Origin of the sequence: Atopomonas hussainii (assembly GCF_900109735.1) — a bacterium.
Lineage (GTDB): Bacteria > Pseudomonadota > Gammaproteobacteria > Pseudomonadales > Pseudomonadaceae > Atopomonas > Atopomonas hussainii.
Genome location: NZ_FOAS01000026.1, coordinates 1 through 16,077 on the forward strand (window position 1 = coordinate 1; position 16,077 = coordinate 16,077).

Annotated in this window: 17 protein-coding genes; 8 read left to right on the plus strand and 9 right to left on the minus strand. The window is 58.5% G+C overall.

The genetic code is table 11. From position 1 onward, the window contains the following. The 3 genes from BMX80_RS17155 to BMX80_RS17165 form a co-directional block, all read left to right on the plus strand. On the plus strand, positions 1-215 hold a 215-nt coding region (locus BMX80_RS17155), incomplete at its 5' end, for a transposase (protein ID WP_139214064.1). A gap of 107 nt (positions 216-322) precedes the next feature. Then, the gene (locus BMX80_RS17160; protein ID WP_139214214.1) at positions 323-901 is read left to right on the plus strand and encodes a hypothetical protein; all 579 of its coding nucleotides are present in this window, start codon (positions 323-325) and stop codon (positions 899-901) included. Between the two features lie 4 nt (positions 902-905). Continuing rightward, positions 906-1,310, plus strand: coding sequence for a hypothetical protein (locus BMX80_RS17165; RefSeq protein WP_074870701.1), 405 nt, complete (start codon positions 906-908; stop codon positions 1,308-1,310). Position 1,311: 1 nt separating this feature from the next. On the opposite strand, the gene BMX80_RS17170 is transcribed toward BMX80_RS17165, so the two are convergent. Genes BMX80_RS17170 through BMX80_RS17205 form a run of 8 tightly spaced genes read right to left on the minus strand, consistent with a single transcriptional unit; the run spans position 1,312 to position 10,457 of the window. After that, positions 1,312-1,590, minus strand: coding sequence for a peptidylprolyl isomerase (locus tag BMX80_RS17170; protein ID WP_071872691.1), 279 nt, complete (start codon positions 1,588-1,590; stop codon positions 1,312-1,314). A 60-nt stretch (positions 1,591-1,650) separates the two neighbouring features. After that, positions 1,651-3,600 carry an acetoacetate--CoA ligase gene (locus tag BMX80_RS17175; protein WP_074870703.1) on the minus strand — a complete coding sequence of 650 codons (1,950 nt, stop codon included), beginning with the start codon at positions 3,598-3,600 and terminating at the stop codon, positions 1,651-1,653. Between the two features lie 9 nt (positions 3,601-3,609). Continuing rightward, on the minus strand, positions 3,610-4,509 hold the full coding sequence (locus tag BMX80_RS17180) for a hydroxymethylglutaryl-CoA lyase (RefSeq protein ID WP_074870725.1): 900 nt from the start codon (positions 4,507-4,509) through the stop codon (positions 3,610-3,612). A gap of 8 nt (positions 4,510-4,517) precedes the next feature. Further along, positions 4,518-6,452 carry an acetyl/propionyl/methylcrotonyl-CoA carboxylase subunit alpha gene (locus tag BMX80_RS17185; RefSeq protein ID WP_074870704.1) on the minus strand — a complete coding sequence of 645 codons (1,935 nt, stop codon included), beginning with the start codon at positions 6,450-6,452 and terminating at the stop codon, positions 4,518-4,520. After that, positions 6,449-7,249, minus strand: a complete 801-nt coding sequence (locus BMX80_RS17190) for a gamma-carboxygeranoyl-CoA hydratase (protein WP_074870706.1) — start codon at positions 7,247-7,249, stop codon at positions 6,449-6,451. The genes BMX80_RS17185 and BMX80_RS17190 overlap by 4 nt, the downstream gene beginning before the upstream one ends. A 9-nt stretch (positions 7,250-7,258) precedes the next feature. Continuing rightward, entirely contained in the window at positions 7,259-8,866 is a 1,608-nt protein-coding gene (locus BMX80_RS17195) for a carboxyl transferase domain-containing protein (RefSeq protein WP_074870708.1), read from the minus strand. A 9-nt stretch (positions 8,867-8,875) separates the two neighbouring features. Then, positions 8,876-10,039, minus strand: a complete 1,164-nt coding sequence (locus BMX80_RS17200) for an isovaleryl-CoA dehydrogenase (protein ID WP_074870710.1) — start codon at positions 10,037-10,039, stop codon at positions 8,876-8,878. Positions 10,040-10,082: 43 nt separating this feature from the next. Then, positions 10,083-10,457: a MerR family transcriptional regulator gene (locus tag BMX80_RS17205; RefSeq protein ID WP_074870712.1), complete on the minus strand. Its 375-nt coding sequence runs from the start codon at positions 10,455-10,457 to the stop codon at positions 10,083-10,085. Positions 10,458-10,884: 427 nt separating this feature from the next. Between BMX80_RS17205 and BMX80_RS17210 the strand changes: the two genes are divergently transcribed. Genes BMX80_RS17210 through BMX80_RS17220 form a run of 3 tightly spaced genes read left to right on the plus strand, consistent with a single transcriptional unit; the run spans position 10,885 to position 13,764 of the window. Continuing rightward, positions 10,885-12,903, plus strand: coding sequence for a ribonucleoside triphosphate reductase (locus BMX80_RS17210; protein ID WP_074870715.1), 2,019 nt, complete (start codon positions 10,885-10,887; stop codon positions 12,901-12,903). A gap of 19 nt (positions 12,904-12,922) precedes the next feature. Continuing rightward, positions 12,923-13,069, plus strand: a complete 147-nt coding sequence (gene nrdD, locus BMX80_RS18020) for an anaerobic ribonucleoside-triphosphate reductase (protein WP_074870717.1) — start codon at positions 12,923-12,925, stop codon at positions 13,067-13,069. Next, positions 13,066-13,764 (plus strand): anaerobic ribonucleoside-triphosphate reductase activating protein, encoded by a 699-nt coding sequence (locus BMX80_RS17220; RefSeq protein WP_074870719.1) that lies wholly within the window; start codon positions 13,066-13,068, stop codon positions 13,762-13,764. The genes nrdD and BMX80_RS17220 overlap by 4 nt, the downstream gene beginning before the upstream one ends. Before the next feature lie 246 nt (positions 13,765-14,010). Here the strand turns inward: BMX80_RS17220 and BMX80_RS17225 are convergent, their stop codons facing one another. Next, on the minus strand, positions 14,011-14,919 hold the full coding sequence (locus BMX80_RS17225; protein WP_074870722.1) for a LysR family transcriptional regulator: 909 nt from the start codon (positions 14,917-14,919) through the stop codon (positions 14,011-14,013). 88 nt (positions 14,920-15,007) lie between these two features. Between BMX80_RS17225 and BMX80_RS17230 the strand changes: the two genes are divergently transcribed. Together BMX80_RS17230 and BMX80_RS17235 are read left to right on the plus strand one after the other, a co-directional pair. Then, positions 15,008-15,640 (plus strand): alanyl-tRNA editing protein, encoded by a 633-nt coding sequence (locus BMX80_RS17230; protein ID WP_074870724.1) that lies wholly within the window; start codon positions 15,008-15,010, stop codon positions 15,638-15,640. A 177-nt stretch (positions 15,641-15,817) separates the two neighbouring features. Further along, positions 15,818-16,077 (plus strand): transposase (locus tag BMX80_RS17235; protein ID WP_139214142.1); only part of this gene is annotated, 260 nt, incomplete at its 3' end.

The following is a 16,077-nucleotide window of genomic DNA, read 5'->3' on the forward strand; positions in this document are numbered from 1 at the left end:
AGTTGCAAGAGCAAATAGAACGCCTGAAAGCCAAAGTGCGCGCCAAAGTCGAGCATCCCTTTCACGTGGTTAAAAATCTGTTTCATTACCGCAAAACGCGCTATCGCGGTCTGACGAAAAACACGGCGCAGCTGTTCAGCCTGTTTGGCTTCGCGAATTTGCTGCTATCCAAGCGACATTTGATGCGTGCTCACGGGATAAATCCGTCTTGCTGACGGGAAATGGCCTCTACGGAGGCTGCGCTAACGCCAAAAGGCGCTAGTCATGCGGGGAATCGAGCTGGTTTTCTGATTTTGCGCTGCGAATCGGCACTGGTGCTGGTGTGAGGCTTAATAAATCAGCGTTTCCTTATATCAGTCAGCGTTGTGCGAAAGAGAATGTTGAAAAAGCAGTGAACTCGTTACTGTTATGTGATTTTCAGTTTGCTGGCATGTCTATTGAGCAGCAATTGGCGCTGCAAAGCTTTCTGGGCCTTGAGGGGCGAAAGCTACGGCATGACCGTTTATATTTTGAAACGTGGTTGGCTCAGATTGAATCGTGGCTAGAAGGTGATGCGATAGGCGAGCTTGAACTGCCGGGTATGTACGACTGTGTTGCCACCCACCGTGTGGCCTTTGCCTATGAGCTGTTAAATGCCGCGCCGTTAGCATTGCAAGAAGGGCACTTTGTCCCCTTGCAAGACGGCTCTGTCTGGGGCGGGGGCAAAGAGGCGTACTTGCAAAGAATAATCAGCAGTTTTTGTGAGTTTTTGCTGAAACCGTATCAGCCGCCTGCGGGCTTGCAGTGTGACCCCACCCCCCGCATACAGTGTGTTGAGCGCCTGCGCGCAGACTTAGAAACCGGTCAAGCCCCGCTGTTATTACAGCAGGTATGGCAGCTCACTAAAGCTAAACAGAAGTAAGAACATGTCTACCGAGTACGCTATTTCGCTGCAACTAGCCTGCGACAGCAGCGAGGCGGCGTCGGCGCTGGCGTTTTTTCAGCAAGTACTGGCCCGCCGCCCGCTGTTTGAGCTGGAAGAAACCTTTGAACGCCACTGGCCCGCGGCCGAGGCAGCCTTTAGTGGGCTGCTCGACCATTACGCACCGCTGTTTTTGGCCCTAGTGGCGGTTGTGCCGGCGCCACAGCACTTCACCTTGCACTGGCAAGGGTATGGCCAAGGGGAGTTGTTTCTCGACGAGATGATTGCCCTAACCTCGGCCATGGGCCTGCAAGTACTTGAAGGCCGCGCCCAAGGGGATGAAGAGGTATACGTGTGCGAGCTGATCGACGGTCAGCTTGACTTCGGCTACTACGACGTAGCTAGCTAGGCTAATCGCGGTAATACACCTGCACTAAGTGATAACCAAAGCGGCTCTTTACCGGGCCGTGGATCACTTTCAGGGCTTTTTTGAAGATGATTTGGTCGATGGCGGGCACCATTTGTTTGGGCTGCACTTCGCCCAAGTCGCCGCCTTTCTTGCCGCTGGGGCAGATCGAATGCTTTTTCGCGAGCTTATCGAATGCTTCACCTTTATCCAGCAAGGCTTTGATTTTTAACGCTTCTGCTTCGGTTTTAAGCAGTATGTGCTTGGCCATTGCCATGGGCATGAGCGGCTCTCCGGTGGGCGCGGCGGGGCATTATCGACCAGCCGCGCGCTACACCCAAGTTTAATCGGCCAGCTCGGCGCGGTTGCGGAATTGCGCTAGCGCTTCAGGGTTGGCCAAGGCATCGGTGTTTTTCACCGGCAGGTTGTGCACCACATTACGCACCGCCAGTTCGACGATTTTGCCGCTTAAGGTGCGCGGAATGTCCGTCACTTGCACGATTTTCGCCGGCACATGGCGTGGCGTGGTGTTGGTGCGAATCTGCTGGCGTAGGGTGTCTTGCAGCGCATCATCCAGCACTAAGCCGTCACGCAAACGCACAAACAGCACCACACGCACATCGCCTTGCCACTCTTGGCCGATGGCGAGGCTTTCTAACACGGCTTCGACTTTCTCGACTTGGCGATAGATTTCTGCGGTGCCAATGCGCACGCCACCGGGGTTGAGCACGGCATCCGAGCGGCCATGAATAATCAGCCCGCCTTCTGGGGTGATTTCGGCATAGTCGCCGTGCGCCCACACGCCGGGGAAGCGTTCGAAGTAAGCGGCGTGAAACTTAGTGCCTTCGTCATCGTTCCAGAAGCCGACCGGCATCGAGGGGAAGTGGCGGGTGCAGACCAGCTCGCCTTTTTCGCCGCGCACCGGCTTGCCGTCGTCGTTCCATACCTCCACCGCCATACCCAAACCGGCGCATTGCAGCTGGCCGCGCCACACCGGCAGCACAGGGTTGCCTAAGGCAAAGCAGGAGACAATATCGGTGCCGCCAGAAATCGACGCCAAGCACAGATCGCTCTTAAAGCTTTGGTACACGTAATCGAAGCCTTCATGCGCCAGCGGCGAGCCGGTGGAGAACACCGCACGCAGCTTGCTCAACTGATGGCTGGCGTTGGGCACCACACCGGCTTTTTCTAGCGCGGCGAGGTATTTGGCGCTCACGCCGAAATGACTGATCTGTTCGGCGTCGATCAGGTCAATCAAACGCTCAGGTGTGGGGTGGAACGGCGAGCCATCGTACAGCACCAGCGTGCTGCCTAAGGCAAGGCCGGAGACCAGCCAGTTCCACATCATCCAGCCGCAGGTGCTGTAGTAGAACAGGGTGTCGTCGGCTTTTACGTCGCTGTGCAGGCCCAGCTCTTTCAGGTGTTGCAGCAAGGTGCCGCCCACGCCATGTACGATGCACTTGGGCACGCCGGTGGTGCCGCTGGAATAGAGGATGTACAGCGGCTGGGCAAACGGTACGGGGGTAAAGTGCGGCTTGCCACCGGGGGTGAAATCGTCTTGCCAGCGGGTACACAACGGGCTGATTTCTGCAGCGGATGCCTCGGGGATGGCATACGGCACTAACACCACACAGTGCACACTGGGCAGTTGATTGAGCACATCTTGCAGCTTGCTGCGGATATCGATGACTTTGCCGGCGTAGTGGTAGCCCGCGCAGGCGATCAGCACTTTGGGTTCGATTTGCCCGAAGCGATCGACAATGCCGTGGCTGCCGAAATCCGGCGAGCAGCTCGACCACGTGGCGCCAAGGCTAGCGGTGGCGAGCATGCCGACCACGGTTTGCCAGGTATTGGGCATGATGGCTGCCACGCGATCACCCACGCCAACACCTTGCGCTTGCAGATAGCGCTGCAGGCCTGCCACGTGGGCGGCCAGTTCGGCATAGCTGAGTGTTTTGCGCGCGCCGTTTTCACTCACGGCCACTAAGGCGGTAGCGTTATCGCGGCGGCGCAGCAGGTGTTCGGCAAAGTTCAGCGTGCCGTCTACAAACCAATCGGCAATCGGCATCTCGGCGCCTTCATGCAGCACGTAGCTGGCCGGTTGTTGCCAGTGCACCTCGAAGAAGTCGGCAATCGCCTGCCAAAAATCGCGGCGCTGCTCGATGCTCCACGCATGCAGGGCAGGGTAGTCCGGCAACTGTAGGGCATGGCGCTGGTTTACAAACTGGCGGAAGGCATCCATGCGGGTGCTGGCGATATGCTCGGCGCTGGGGCGCCACAGGGGCTGAGTCATGGGGACTCCTTATTGACTAAGCAGCGCGCGCGCCACCCGCGAGCCATTGGCGCGGCCCAGCACATCGCAAATGCGCTGGCCGGCGGCGGCTAGGCGCGACAGGTCGATGCCGTGTTGAATGCCTAAACCATTCAGTAGATAGACCACATCTTCAGTGGCCACGTTCCCCGTGGCGCCTTTGGCGTAAGGGCAGCCGCCGAGGCCAGCCACGGAGCTATCAAAAATCTCGATGCCTTCTTGCAGGCTAGCGTAGATATTCGCCAGTGCTTGGCCATAGGTGTCGTGAAAGTGCCCGCCGAGTTTTTCGCGGGGGATTTCGCGGGCGAGCAGGTTAAACAACGCGCGGGTTTTACCCGCGGTGCCGACGCCAATGGTGTCGCCCACGGACACCTCGTAGCAGCCCATGGCAAACAGCTCGCGGGCCACGCTAAGCACTTGCGCGGGGGCAACCTCGCCGTCGTACGGGCAGCCGAGCACGCACGAGACATAGCCGCGCACGGGAATATTCGCCGCTTGGGCGGCGGCCATCAGGTCGCGAAAACGCTCTAGGCTCTCGCTGATCGAACAGTTGATGTTCTTTTGCGAGAACGCCTCGCTGGCGGCGGCAAATACCGCCACTTCGTCTGCCCCAGCAGCCAACGCCGCTTCAAAGCCTTTTAAGTTGGGCGTGAGGGCTTGATAGACCACGCCGGGTTTACGCTCGATGCCGGTAAACACCTCGGCGGAGCCGGCCATTTGCGGCACCCATTTGGGCGAGACAAAGCTGCCCACCTCGATGGTGCTTAGTCCAGCGGCGTTTAAGTCGTTCACCAGTTGGATTTTGTCCGCCACGCTGATCGGCTGCTTTTCGTTTTGCAGACCATCGCGGGGGCCGACTTCAACCAAGCGAACTTTGCTGGGCAGGTTCATGGACAGGCTCATTGGCTGCTCTCCTGCGCGGCTAATTCGACCAGCACGCTGCCTTCGCTGACCATCTCGCCAACGGCGCAGAACAGCGCTTGCACCGTGCCTGCTTGCGGGGCGCGAATGCTGTGTTCCATCTTCATCGCTTCGAGCACCACTAAGGTGGCACCGGCCTCGACGTTGTCGCCGGGCTTCACTGCGATATGCACGATATTGCCGTTCATCGGTGCGGTTAAGCCGCCGCCGTGATGGGCATGGGCGTCGGCCTCGGCCAGTGGGTCAAACAGGCTGACGCTGAACTGACGGCCTTGCCAAGTTAAGAACAAACAGCCGCCACGGCGCACGGCGCGCAGGCGCTGATCGTTGATAAACAAGGTGTCATCGCTAAAGCACACCGCTGGCAGCGCGCCGCGCACAACCTGATCTTGCTCGCCGCACTTTAAGTGCAAGCGCACGCTGGTTTGCCCGTTCAGTTGCCAGCCGCTTTGCTGCTGCCATGGCGAATGCGGATCGTCGCTGCGCGTGGCTTGTGGCTCGGTGGCCAGCCATGCGCAGGCGGCGGCTTGCCAGAAGTGCTCGTCTAGCGCGGGCGCCGGCGGCAGCAGGGCGCTGTGATGGCGCTCGATAAACCCAGTGTCTAGCTCGGCAGCAGCAAAGGCGGGATGGGCGAGGGTGCGCTGCAAGAAGGCGAGGTTGGTGGTCACGCCGCCGACCTGCATTTCGCTAAGCAGGCTGAGTAAGCGCAGGCGCGCTTGTTCGCGATCCGCCCCCCAAGCAATCAGCTTGGCCAGCATGGGGTCGTAAAAAACGCTAACGCTGTCGCCTTCGCTAATACCGGAATCAATCCGCCAGCCGCTTTGCAGCGCCGGTTCGCGGTACAGGCTGAGGGTGCCGGTGGCGGGCAGAAAGCCGCCGTCGCAGTCTTCGGCGTACAGGCGCACTTCCATGGCGTGGCCGTTAAGCGGGATTTGTTCTTGGCTCAGCGGCAGAGGCTCGCCTTGCGCCACGGCTAATTGCCAAGCGACCAAGTCTTGGCCGGTGATTAGCTCGGTGACTGGGTGTTCGACTTGCAGACGGGTGTTCATCTCCATAAAAAAGAAGTCGCCACGCGTGTCGAGCAGAAACTCCACGGTGCCCGCGCCCACATAGCCGATGGCTTGCGCAGCGCGTACCGCTGCTTCACCCATGGCTTGGCGCAGTTCGGCACTTAAACCGGGGGCGGGGGCTTCTTCGACCACTTTTTGGTGACGGCGCTGAATCGAGCAGTCGCGCTCGTGCAGGTACACGGCATTGCCGTGCTGGTCGGCAAACACTTGGATTTCCACATGGCGCGGCTTAAGCAGGTACTTTTCCACCAGCATGCGGCTGTCGCCAAAGGCGGCTTGCGCCTCGCGCTGCGCGCTGGCTAAGGCCTCGGCTAAGTGCGCGGGCTGCTCGACCACTTTCATGCCTTTGCCACCGCCACCGGCGGCGGCTTTTAGCAGCACGGGGTAGCCGATGCGTTCGGCCTCGGCGCGGAAGGTGTCGATATCTTGCGCTTCGCCGTGATAACCCGGCACCAGCGGCACGCCGGCGGGCTCCATCAACGCTTTCGCCGCTGACTTGCTGCCCATGGCCTCAATCGCCGCCACGGGCGGGCCGACAAAGATCAGTCCGGCGGCTTCACAGGCACGGGCAAAACCGGCGTTCTCAGACAGAAAGCCATAACCGGGGTGGATGGCTTGCGCGCCGGTGGCTTTGGCGGCGGCGATCACTGCGGCGCCATTTAAGTAGCTTTCTGCCGGTTTAGCCCCCCCCAGCGCCACCGCCATATCGGCCTCGCGTACATGGCGGGCATGGCTGTCGGCGGCGCTGTACACCGCCACGCTGCGCAGGCCTAAGCTTTTTGCCGTGCGCATCACGCGGCAGGCGATTTCGCCACGGTTGGCAATCAATAGCGTGTTGATCATGCCTTGGGCTCCTGCCAGTTGGGTTGGCGCTTTTCTAAGAAGGCTTTCAGGCCTTCTTGGCCCTCGGGGCTGGTGCGGATGCGCGCAATCGCGCCTTCGGTAATGCGGCGCAGTTGCGGCGATAAGGTGCCTGCGCCGACTTCCATCAGCAGCGCTTTACAGGCGCGCATGGCTTGCGGGCCGTTATCCAGCAGGTTGCTGATCCAGCGCTCAAGCTGCTCGTCCAGCGCGCTGGCGGGGTAGCACTCGGCCAATAAGCCCAGTTCGCGGGCGCTGTGGCCGTTAAAGCGTTCGGCAGTGAGGCTGTAGCGGCGCATGGCACGCTCGCCGATGGCTTTGGCTACGAAGGGGCTGATCACCGCCGGCATCAGGCCGATTTTTACTTCCGAGAGGCTGAACAGTGCGTCGTCCGCACCGATGGCCATGTCGCAGCAGGCAATCAAGCCCAGTGCGCCACCAAAAGCTGCGCCTTGCACCACGGCCAAGGTGGGCAGCGGCAGCTTGTACAGGTTGGCCATTACCTCGGCGAGTTCGCGGGCGTCTTGCAGGTTGGCGTTGTAATCCAGCTCGGCGGCTTGCTGCATCCACGCCAAGTCGGCGCCGGCGGAGAAGTGCTTGCCGCGCCCGCGCAAAAGCAAAAAGCGCAGGCTTTTGTCAGACTCGACCTCATCCAGCGCGTGGATTAGCTCGCGGATCACCGCCGCGTTAAAGGCGTTGTTTTTCTCTGGGCGGTTGAGCCACAGGGTGGCAAAGCCGCGCGGGTCTTTGCTGAGTTCGATATGGGTAAAGTCGCTCATGCGCGCTCCTCACATGCGGAACACGCCGAAGCGGCTCGCGGGAATCGGGGCATTCAGGCTGGCGGATAAGGCCAGCGCCAAGGTGTCGCGGGTTTGCGCGGGGTCGATCACGCCGTCATCCCACAGCCGTGCGCTGGAGTAATACGGGTGCCCCTGCGCTTCATACTGTTCGATGATCGGCGCCTTGATCTCGGCCTCTTGTGCGGCGCTAAAGGCCTCGCCGGCGCGCTCGGCTTGCTCGCGTTTTACCTGCGCGAGCACCCCAGCGGCTTGTTCGCCGCCCATCACCGAGATACGCGCATTCGGCCACATCCACAAAAAGCGCGGGTCGTAAGCGCGGCCACACATGCCGTAGTTACCGGCACCAAAGCTGCCGCCAATAATCACGGTGAACTTAGGCACCTGCGCACAGGCCACGGCAGTCACCAGTTTGGCGCCGTGCTTGGCAATGCCGCCGGCTTCGTACTTTTGCCCCACCATAAAGCCGGTGATGTTCTGCAAAAACAGCAGCGGAATGCCGCGCTGGCAGGCCAGCTCGACAAAGTGCGCACCTTTTTGCGCCGACTCGCTGAACAGGATGCCGTTGTTGGCCAAGATGGCGATGGGGTAGCCGTGCAGGTGAGCAAAGCCGCACACCAGCGTGGTGCCGTACTGGGCTTTAAATTCATCGAAGGCCGAGTCATCCACCAAACGGGCGATTACCTCGCGCACATCGAAGGGCTTTTTCAAGTCGCACGGCACAATGCCGTACAGCTCTTCACTGTTGTAGCGCGGCGCAATGGGCGTTTGCCGAGTAATTTCCGCGGCCTTGCGCCAGTTGAGGTTAGCGATACAGCGCCGTGCTATAGCCAGCGCATGCTCGTCGTCTTCAGCGTAGTGATCCGCCACACCGCTGGTTTTGCAGTGCACATCGGCGCCGCCGAGTTCTTCGGCAGTTACCACTTCGCCGGTGGCGGCTTTCACCAAGGGCGGACCGGCGAGGAAGATGGTCGCCTGATTGCGCACCATGATCGACTCATCGGCCATCGCCGGCACATACGCGCCACCCGCGGTGCACGAGCCCATCACCACGGCAATCTGCGGAATGCCTTGGGCGCTCATGTTGGCTTGGTTGAAGAAGATGCGCCCGAAGTGCTCGCGGTCGGGGAACACTTCGTCCTGATTGGGCAGGTTGGCGCCGCCAGAATCCACCAGATAAATACACGGCAGGCGGTTTTGCTGGGCGATGGTTTGTGCGCGTAGGTGTTTTTTTACCGACAGCGGGTAATAGCTGCCGCCTTTTACCGTGGCGTCGTTGGCGACGATCATGCATTCCACGCCCGACACCCGGCCAATGCCAGCGATGACGCCGGCAGCGGGCACGTCGGCCTCATACACCTGATGGGCGGCGAGGGTGCAGACCTCTAAAAACGGCGAGCCACTGTCGAGCAGTGCGGCAATGCGCTCGCGCGGTAGCAATTTGCCGCGTGCCGTATGGCGCGCTTGTGCCTTGGCACCACCGCCTTGGGCAATCTGCGCGGTGAGCGCATTCAGTTCGCTCACCAACTGCTGCATGGCAGCTTGGTTGGCGAGGTGTTCCGGGCTCTTGGCGTTGATCTGGCTGTGCAAAATGGCCATAGCGCTCTCTTATTTAGTCTGGTTAAACAGCTCGCGGCCGATCAGCATGCGGCGGATTTCGCTGGTACCGGCGCCAATCTCATACAGTTTGGCATCGCGCAGCAGACGCCCGGTGGGGTAGTCATTGATATAGCCGTTGCCGCCTAAGATTTGGATGCTGTCCAGCGCCAGCTTAGTGGCCATCTCGGCGGTGTAGAGGATCACCGCAGCGGCATCTTTACGCGACTCTTCACCGCGATCACAGGCCTTAGCGACGTTGTACAGATAGCTTTTGGAGGCATTCATGCCGGCGTACATATCGGCCACTTTGCCCTGAATCAGCTGGAACTCGCCGATGCTCTGGCCGAACTGCTTACGGTCGTGAATGTACGGCAGCACGATGTCCATGCAGGCACTCATGATGCCGGTGGGGCCGCCGGAGAGCACGGTGCGCTCGTAATCTAGCCCGCTCATCAGCACTGCCACGCCACGACCTTCGGCGCCCAACACGTTCTCTGCCGGCACCACGCAATCTTCAAACACCAGCTCACAGGTGTTCGAGCCACGCATGCCGAGCTTGTCGAGCTTCTGGTGCCGCGAGAAACCGGGGAAATCGCGCTCGACGATAAACGCCGTCATGCCCTTAGAACCGGCCTGCACATCGGTTTTCGCGTAGATCACATACACGTGCGCATCCGGCCCGTTGGTGATCCACATCTTGTTGCCGTTGAGCACGTAGTGGTCGCCACGCTTGTCGGCGCGCAGCTTCATGCTCACTACGTCTGAACCAGCATTGGGCTCGCTCATGGCCAGCGCGCCGATATGCTCGCCGCTGCACAGCTTGGGCAGGTATTTGAGCTTTTGCGCGTGGGTGCCGTTTTTGTGGATTTGATTCACGCACAGGTTGGAGTGCGCACCGTAGGACAACCCCACCGAGGCCGACGCGCGGGAGATTTCTTCCATCGCCACCACATGCGCCAAATAGCCCATATCGGTGCCGCCGTATTCTTCTTTCACCGTCATGCCGAGCAGGCCCATGTCGCCAAACTTGCGCCACATATCCATCGGGAACTGGTTGTCGCGGTCGATCTGTGCCGCACGCGGCGCCAGCTCCGCCTGGCCGAACTGGTGCACCGAATCGCGCAGCATGTCGATGGTTTCACCAAGACCAAAGTTCAGCGTGGGGTAGTTCATGGGTTAGTCCTGTCTCTTAGAATTGTTGGGTAGCCGGTTGTTTTTATTCGGTTTCTGCCAGCGCCGCGTGGCAGCGCTCTTCGGCGGTATCCAGCTCAAGCTGCATCGCTTGGATGTCGAGCAACTGCTGCTGCAACTGTGCGCGGCGCTCGGCGATCTTGCGCAAAAAAGTATCCAGCTGTTTGCGATTGCCGCTGGCGGGGTCATACAGCTCGATCAGCTCTTTGCATTCGGCCAGGGAAAAACCAATCCGCTTGCCGCGCAGAATGAGCTTCAGTGTGGTGCGGTCTTTAGCCGTGTAAATGCGCTCCTGCCCACGCCGCTCGGGCTCTAGCAGGCCTTGTTCTTCGTAAAAACGAATCGCCCGGGTGGTGACATCAAACTCACGGGCCAGATCAGAAATGCTTAGCGTGCTCATGGCGCTCTCTCGCTTACCTTGACGTTAACGTAAGGCTTGGTTGACGTTAACGTCAAGCCGGGAGGTTGAAAGTGCTAGAGGGTGGCGGGAATGGCGTGGAGATGTTTGTTTGCTTTGCTGCGCTGATGGCCGCGCCAAATAGTTTTTTGTAGTTAAACCAGTGAATCGCCAAACCATGGACCTGCCCCAACGCCCCCTTCTGCAGGCGGAGTTGGGGCCGCATCTTTTTCCGTTTAACTCAGACATGCCGCTGCTAGTCATCGGGGCACAGCGCCTCGCCTAGTGTTTTTTGTGCTTGTGAAGCACGCCACAGGGTTTCTGGGGCATCTTGATGGTGGTCAAGGGCGATTGGGGCTTTCTGAGTAGATTGCACAACATATTGTGTTTAAAGAATAAGAAAGACCCTAAATAGCAGGAGGTTTTAGCCGTGCGACCGTCCACCATTCCCCCCAATACTGTGTCGAAACGCGATGGCAGCGAGGTGCCGTTTGAGCTGGGTAAGATCGCCGCGGCGCTGACGGCTGCAGGTCACGCCAGTGGTGAATACACCACCAGCACGGCGGTGCAGTTAGCTCAAGCGGTGCATAGCCGCTTGTGTGGTTGCGACTGGGTGGCGGTAGAGCAGATTCAAGATGTGGTCGAGCGCGTGCTGATGGAGAGCGGCTACTACACCACCGCGCGCGCTTACATTGTGTATCGCGAGCAACATGGCCGCTTGCGTCGCGACCACAAAACCTTGGTGGATGTGGCCGCCTCGATGAACGAATACCTCAGTCGTGAGGATTGGCGGGTGCGCGCCAATGCCAATCAGGGCTATTCGCTGGGTGGGCTGATTCTTAACGTGGCCGGCAAGGTAACTGCCAATTATTGGTTGGATGAGGTGTACAGCCCTGCCATTGGCCACGCGCACCGGCAGGCCGATGTGCATATTCACGATCTCGACATGCTGGCCGGTTACTGCGCTGGCTGGTCGTTACGCACCTTGCTGCACGAAGGCTTTAACGGCGTGCCGGGGCGGGTCGAGGCGGGGCCGCCTAAGCATTTATCCAGCGCCTTGGGGCAGATGGTGAATTTTCTCGGCACGCTGCAAAACGAGTGGGCCGGTGCGCAGGCGTTCAGTTCGTTCGATACTTATTTAGCGCCCTTTGTGCGCCAAGATGGCCTGAGCTACGCGCAGGTGCGCCAAGCCATGCAGGAGTTTATCTACAACCTCAACGTGCCTTCGCGCTGGGGTACGCAGACGCCCTTTACCAATCTGACCTTCGACTGGGTGTGCCCCGAAGACTTGCGCGAGCAAATCCCTGTGATTGCCGGGCAAGAGATGCCCTTTAGTTACGGTGATTTAGGCGCCGAAATGGCCCTGATCAATCAGGCGTATATCGACGTGATGATGGCCGGTGATGCCCATGGGCGGGTGTTTACCTTCCCGATTCCGACTTACAACATCACCCATGACTTCCCTTGGGACAGCGACAACGCCACGCGCCTGTTTGAGATGACCGCGCGTTACGGCTTGCCGTATTTCCAGAACTTTTTGAACTCCGACATGCAGCCCAATCAAGTGCGCTCTATGTGCTGTCGCTTGCAGTTGGATGTGCGTGAGCTACTTAAGCGCGGCAATGGCTTATTTGGCTCGGCTGAGCAAACTGGTTCGCTGGGTGTGGTCACCATCAACTGCGCGCGGCTGGGGTATCTGCACGCTGGCGACGAAACTGCACTGCTTACGCGCTTGGATGAACTGCTGGAACTGGCTTACGAGAGCTTAGAGGTAAAACGAAAAGTCATTCAGCACCACATGGATAACGGCCTGTACCCCTACACGCAGCGTTATTTGGGCACCTTGCGTAATCACTTCTCGACTATCGGCGTGAATGGCTTGCATGAGATGAGCCTTAATTTCAGCCACGGCGAGCAGGGTATGCACACCGAGGCTGGGCGTGCTCAAGCGCTGCGCCTGCTCGATCATGTGCGTGCGCGGATGGTCGAGTTTCAGGGCCGCAGCGGCCATTTGTATAACCTTGAAGCCACGCCGGCGGAGGGCACCACCTACCGCTTCGCCAAAGAAGACCAAAAGCGCTATCGCGGCATTGTGCAGTCTGGCACGCCGCAGGCGCCGTATTACACCAACTCATCGCAGCTGCCGGCCGGTTTCACCACCGACCCGTTCGAGGCGCTGGCCCTGCAAGACGCGCTGCAATGCAAATACACCGGCGGCACCGTGCTGCACTTGTACATGGCCGAGCGAATTTCATCGCCCGAGGCGTGCAAAAAGCTGGTGCGCAATGCGCTAAGCCGCTTCCGCCTGCCGTATCTCACCGTAACGCCTACGTTCTCGATTTGCCCCGTGCACGGCTATTTGGCTGGGGAGCATGAGTTCTGCCCGAAATGCGACGAGCAATTATTGGCCAAGGTGCAGCAGCAAACCGCCTGCGGCGAAGCCTGTTAACCACCACAAGGAGTGATGCATGCAACCTGTAATGATTCCCCAAGAGCAACGCCAGCGCTGCGAGGTATGGACCCGCGTCATGGGCTATCACCGCCCCGTGGCAGCGTTTAACCCCGGCAAGCAATCGGAGCACCGCGAGCGGCGGCACTTTACTGAACCGTCATGAGTGCGGCGTTACGGGTTGGGGGCTTCGTGCCCCTGACCACCATCGACTACCCCGACCACCTCGCCTGCGTGGTGTTTTGCCAAGGCTGCGCTTGGCGCTGTGGTTATTGCCATAACCCCGAATTGCTAGCGGTGCAGGGCGCGGCGCAAATCACCTGGCCGAAGGTGCTGAGTTTTTTGCAGCAGCGCCAAGGGCTACTCGACGCCGTGGTGTTTAGCGGTGGCGAAGCCACCCTGCAAAACGCGCTACTGCCGGCCATGCAACAGGTTAAAGCGCTAGGTTTTAAGGTGGGTCTGCATAGCGCGGGGATAAAACCCAGCGCCTTAGCGCGGCTTTTGCCGTGGCTGGATTGGTTGGGGTTTGACCTCAAAGGCCCGCGCGAACTGATCGACCCCATCACCGGCGTGCGCGGCAGCGCCGAGGCCAACTGGCAAAGCTTTGAACTGGTACTGGCGAGCAAGGTGGCCCATGAAATACGCCTGACGTGGCACCCGCAGTTAATCCCCGAATCTGCCCTGCGTGGCATGGCGCAGCCCTTAGCCGAACGCGGCGTGCAGCGCTTAGTGGTGCAGCCGGTGCAGCACCAGCAAACCTTGCTGGATAGCCGCTTGCAACGCGTGCTGATTAGTGAGGTGCAGCGTGAGGCGCTGAATGAGTATTTTGCGGGGCAGGGGGTGGTGTTGTACTGGCGGTAGAGGATTTGGGAGGGTTGATTTGAGTCTGTTAGCCAAGCTGATTCCTACATGCGACGAACCTTCTTGCTCCGCCCATCCGGATAAAAGTGGGCGATTGGTGCGCGCAGAACCATTGATGGCGATGCTTAACATTCTCAGCCAGCCCTTGGCTTTGGAAGCCCGCGTTGCTTTCCTGCATTCATGCAAAGGGGGCGGCCTTAAAAGCAATGGCCAAGTCTTAGGTATTTCGCTGTTACACGCTCGAGTTTAACCCAGCCGTTCCGCCATAAAATTGATAAAGGCGCTGAGCTTGGCGGGCAAGTGGCGTGTCGGGGGATAGAGAACCCACGCTGCGCCGCAGTAGTTGGTACGAAAAATCCACTTTGGCAGAACTTGTACGATTAGTCCTTGTTGCAGTGCTTCTTTAGCTGTGAAGTACGGAAGACTGCCGATGCCAAGGTGGTTCAGTACGGCATCTAGGCGGGCACCTGTGTGATTGACTGCGTAGCGACCATGCACGCTCACGCTGACCCGATTACTGTCTTGATGAAATTTCCAACGAGCGTCGCTGGGTTCTTCCCCTAAAAAAATACAGTTGTGAGCTTTTAAATCATGAGGGTGTAAAGGCTCCCCATTGCGCGCAAGGTACTGGGGAGTTGCACAAATCATATGATCAATATTAATCAGCCTCCGTCCCATCAGGCCCGGTGGCGGGTGGTCGGTAATGCGAATAACAAGATCCACCTGATCATCTATCAGATCTACGTAGCGGTCGTTCAGTTGTAGTTGAACGTCGACTTTTGGGTATTTCGCTAAAAAGTCCGAAATATGAGGGTGGATGACGAAACGCCCTACTGCCTTGGGCACGCTCACGCGAACCAAGCCTTGCGGTTCTGGGGTGAATTGACTGGATACCAGCATGGCGGCCTGTGCGGCATTCACCATATCTACACATCGTGCATACACCTCTTTCCCGCTCTCACTCAGACGTAGCTTTCGTGTAGTTCGTTGAAGCAGTCGAGCACCTAGCGCCTGCTCCAGTCGCGTGACTGAGCGGCTGATTGCTGAAGGGGTTACACCTAACTGGCGCGCCGTTTCAGAAAAACTTCCTGTCTCGACTACTTTGGCAAAAATCGCCATTTCGCTCATCAGTGAGATCAATCTGTTTGTGCTCATAGGGCAAAAATCATTTGCGGAATTTAAGGATTATCTCAGCTGGACGTGTTTCTTACAATTTAGGCATAGCTAGTGAGGTCCACGTGAAATGACCAAAAAGATCTATTGGGAATCGTTGGCACCAGAGGCAGAAGTAGAGGTTCTCAGCTGTGTGTGGCTTGAATCTGGTGGGGGGGCATTGCGATTAGATGCCACTCCATTTCATCCGCAGGGCGGAGGCCAGCCCAGTGACATAGGGAGAATCGGTGATGCGGTAGTTATTCGCGTTGAGTTGGACGATGGCGAATTAATCCACTACACGGATCGGCCGGTTCTGCCTGGCAAAGCATGGGCAGTCATTGATGTCACGTGGCGAGAGAAAAATTCGCGGTTGCACTCTGCGGGCCACTTGATTGGTCACGCGCTGGAGTCGATCAAGTGGGCACCTGTTAAGGCTCACCATTGGCCGGGAGAAGGGCGCGTGGTCTGCGTGGCAAGAGAGGGTGCCGCGAGTGTTGATCTAAATACAGTGCAGAGACTTTGCGATGAGCTGATTTCTCAGGATCTGCCATGCGAAATCCGCGTTAGTGAAAGCGGCTACCGGGAAGTTGGCTTTGGGGACCTCGCCCCTTACGGGTGTGGTGGAACCCACGTTTCGAGTACCGGAAAGCTAGAGGGTTTGTGCGTGCTATCGACAGAGCTAAAAAAAGGCAAGTTGAGCATTTTTTACGAAATTGATTAAAGCAAGCGAGTTTGTTTGATGTGTCATGAGAAAGGGCTGTCCCTCCTGACAAAAGTGGACAGGAAATACCTTGGAAGGTGCAGTAAATGTTGATCGAATTAGGGAAACGCTGATTTATTCCTCAGCAGCTCTCTTGGCTGGCACAATCGCGGGAAGCCCATCGCCTGAGTCAGCCGCATGCAAAAAACCTTTTCCGAAGCCGAATATGCCGGCAAGAAAAAGCTGACACGCCGCGATCGATTTCTCAGCGATCTTGAGCAGCTCACGCCTTGGACCTTGCTTGAAGCTCAGATTGCCCCCTTCTATGCAGACAACACGGGCAAGCGTGGGCGTCCCAGCATTGGTTTGCCACGCATGCTTCGCTTGTACGTTGTGCAGCAGTGCTTTGGTCTTTCGGACGAAGGCACAGAAGATGCGGTTTACGACAGTCAGGCTAT

What these genes read in the sequence shown, in the direction of transcription:
- nrdD (WP_074870717.1), top strand. Translation starts at nt 12,923, where the DNA reads ATGCAACCTGTAATGATTCCCCAAGAGCAACGCCAGCGCTGCGAGGTA.
- BMX80_RS17180 (WP_074870725.1), bottom strand. Translation starts at nt 4,509, where the DNA reads ATGAACCTGCCCAGCAAAGTTCGCTTGGTTGAAGTCGGCCCCCGCGAT.
- BMX80_RS17170 (WP_071872691.1), bottom strand. Translation starts at nt 1,590, where the DNA reads ATGCCCATGGCAATGGCCAAGCACATACTGCTTAAAACCGAAGCAGAA.
- BMX80_RS17200 (WP_074870710.1), bottom strand. Translation starts at nt 10,039, where the DNA reads ATGAACTACCCCACGCTGAACTTTGGTCTTGGTGAAACCATCGACATG.
- BMX80_RS17165 (WP_074870701.1), top strand. Translation starts at nt 906, where the DNA reads ATGTCTACCGAGTACGCTATTTCGCTGCAACTAGCCTGCGACAGCAGC.
- BMX80_RS17185 (WP_074870704.1), bottom strand. Translation starts at nt 6,452, where the DNA reads ATGATCAACACGCTATTGATTGCCAACCGTGGCGAAATCGCCTGCCGC.
- BMX80_RS17190 (WP_074870706.1), bottom strand. Translation starts at nt 7,249, where the DNA reads ATGAGCGACTTTACCCATATCGAACTCAGCAAAGACCCGCGCGGCTTT.
- BMX80_RS17205 (WP_074870712.1), bottom strand. Translation starts at nt 10,457, where the DNA reads ATGAGCACGCTAAGCATTTCTGATCTGGCCCGTGAGTTTGATGTCACC.
- BMX80_RS17220 (WP_074870719.1), top strand. Translation starts at nt 13,066, where the DNA reads ATGAGTGCGGCGTTACGGGTTGGGGGCTTCGTGCCCCTGACCACCATC.
- BMX80_RS17195 (WP_074870708.1), bottom strand. Translation starts at nt 8,866, where the DNA reads ATGGCCATTTTGCACAGCCAGATCAACGCCAAGAGCCCGGAACACCTC.
- BMX80_RS17175 (WP_074870703.1), bottom strand. Translation starts at nt 3,600, where the DNA reads ATGACTCAGCCCCTGTGGCGCCCCAGCGCCGAGCATATCGCCAGCACC.
- BMX80_RS17230 (WP_074870724.1), top strand. Translation starts at nt 15,008, where the DNA reads ATGACCAAAAAGATCTATTGGGAATCGTTGGCACCAGAGGCAGAAGTA.
- BMX80_RS17225 (WP_074870722.1), bottom strand. Translation starts at nt 14,919, where the DNA reads ATGAGCACAAACAGATTGATCTCACTGATGAGCGAAATGGCGATTTTT.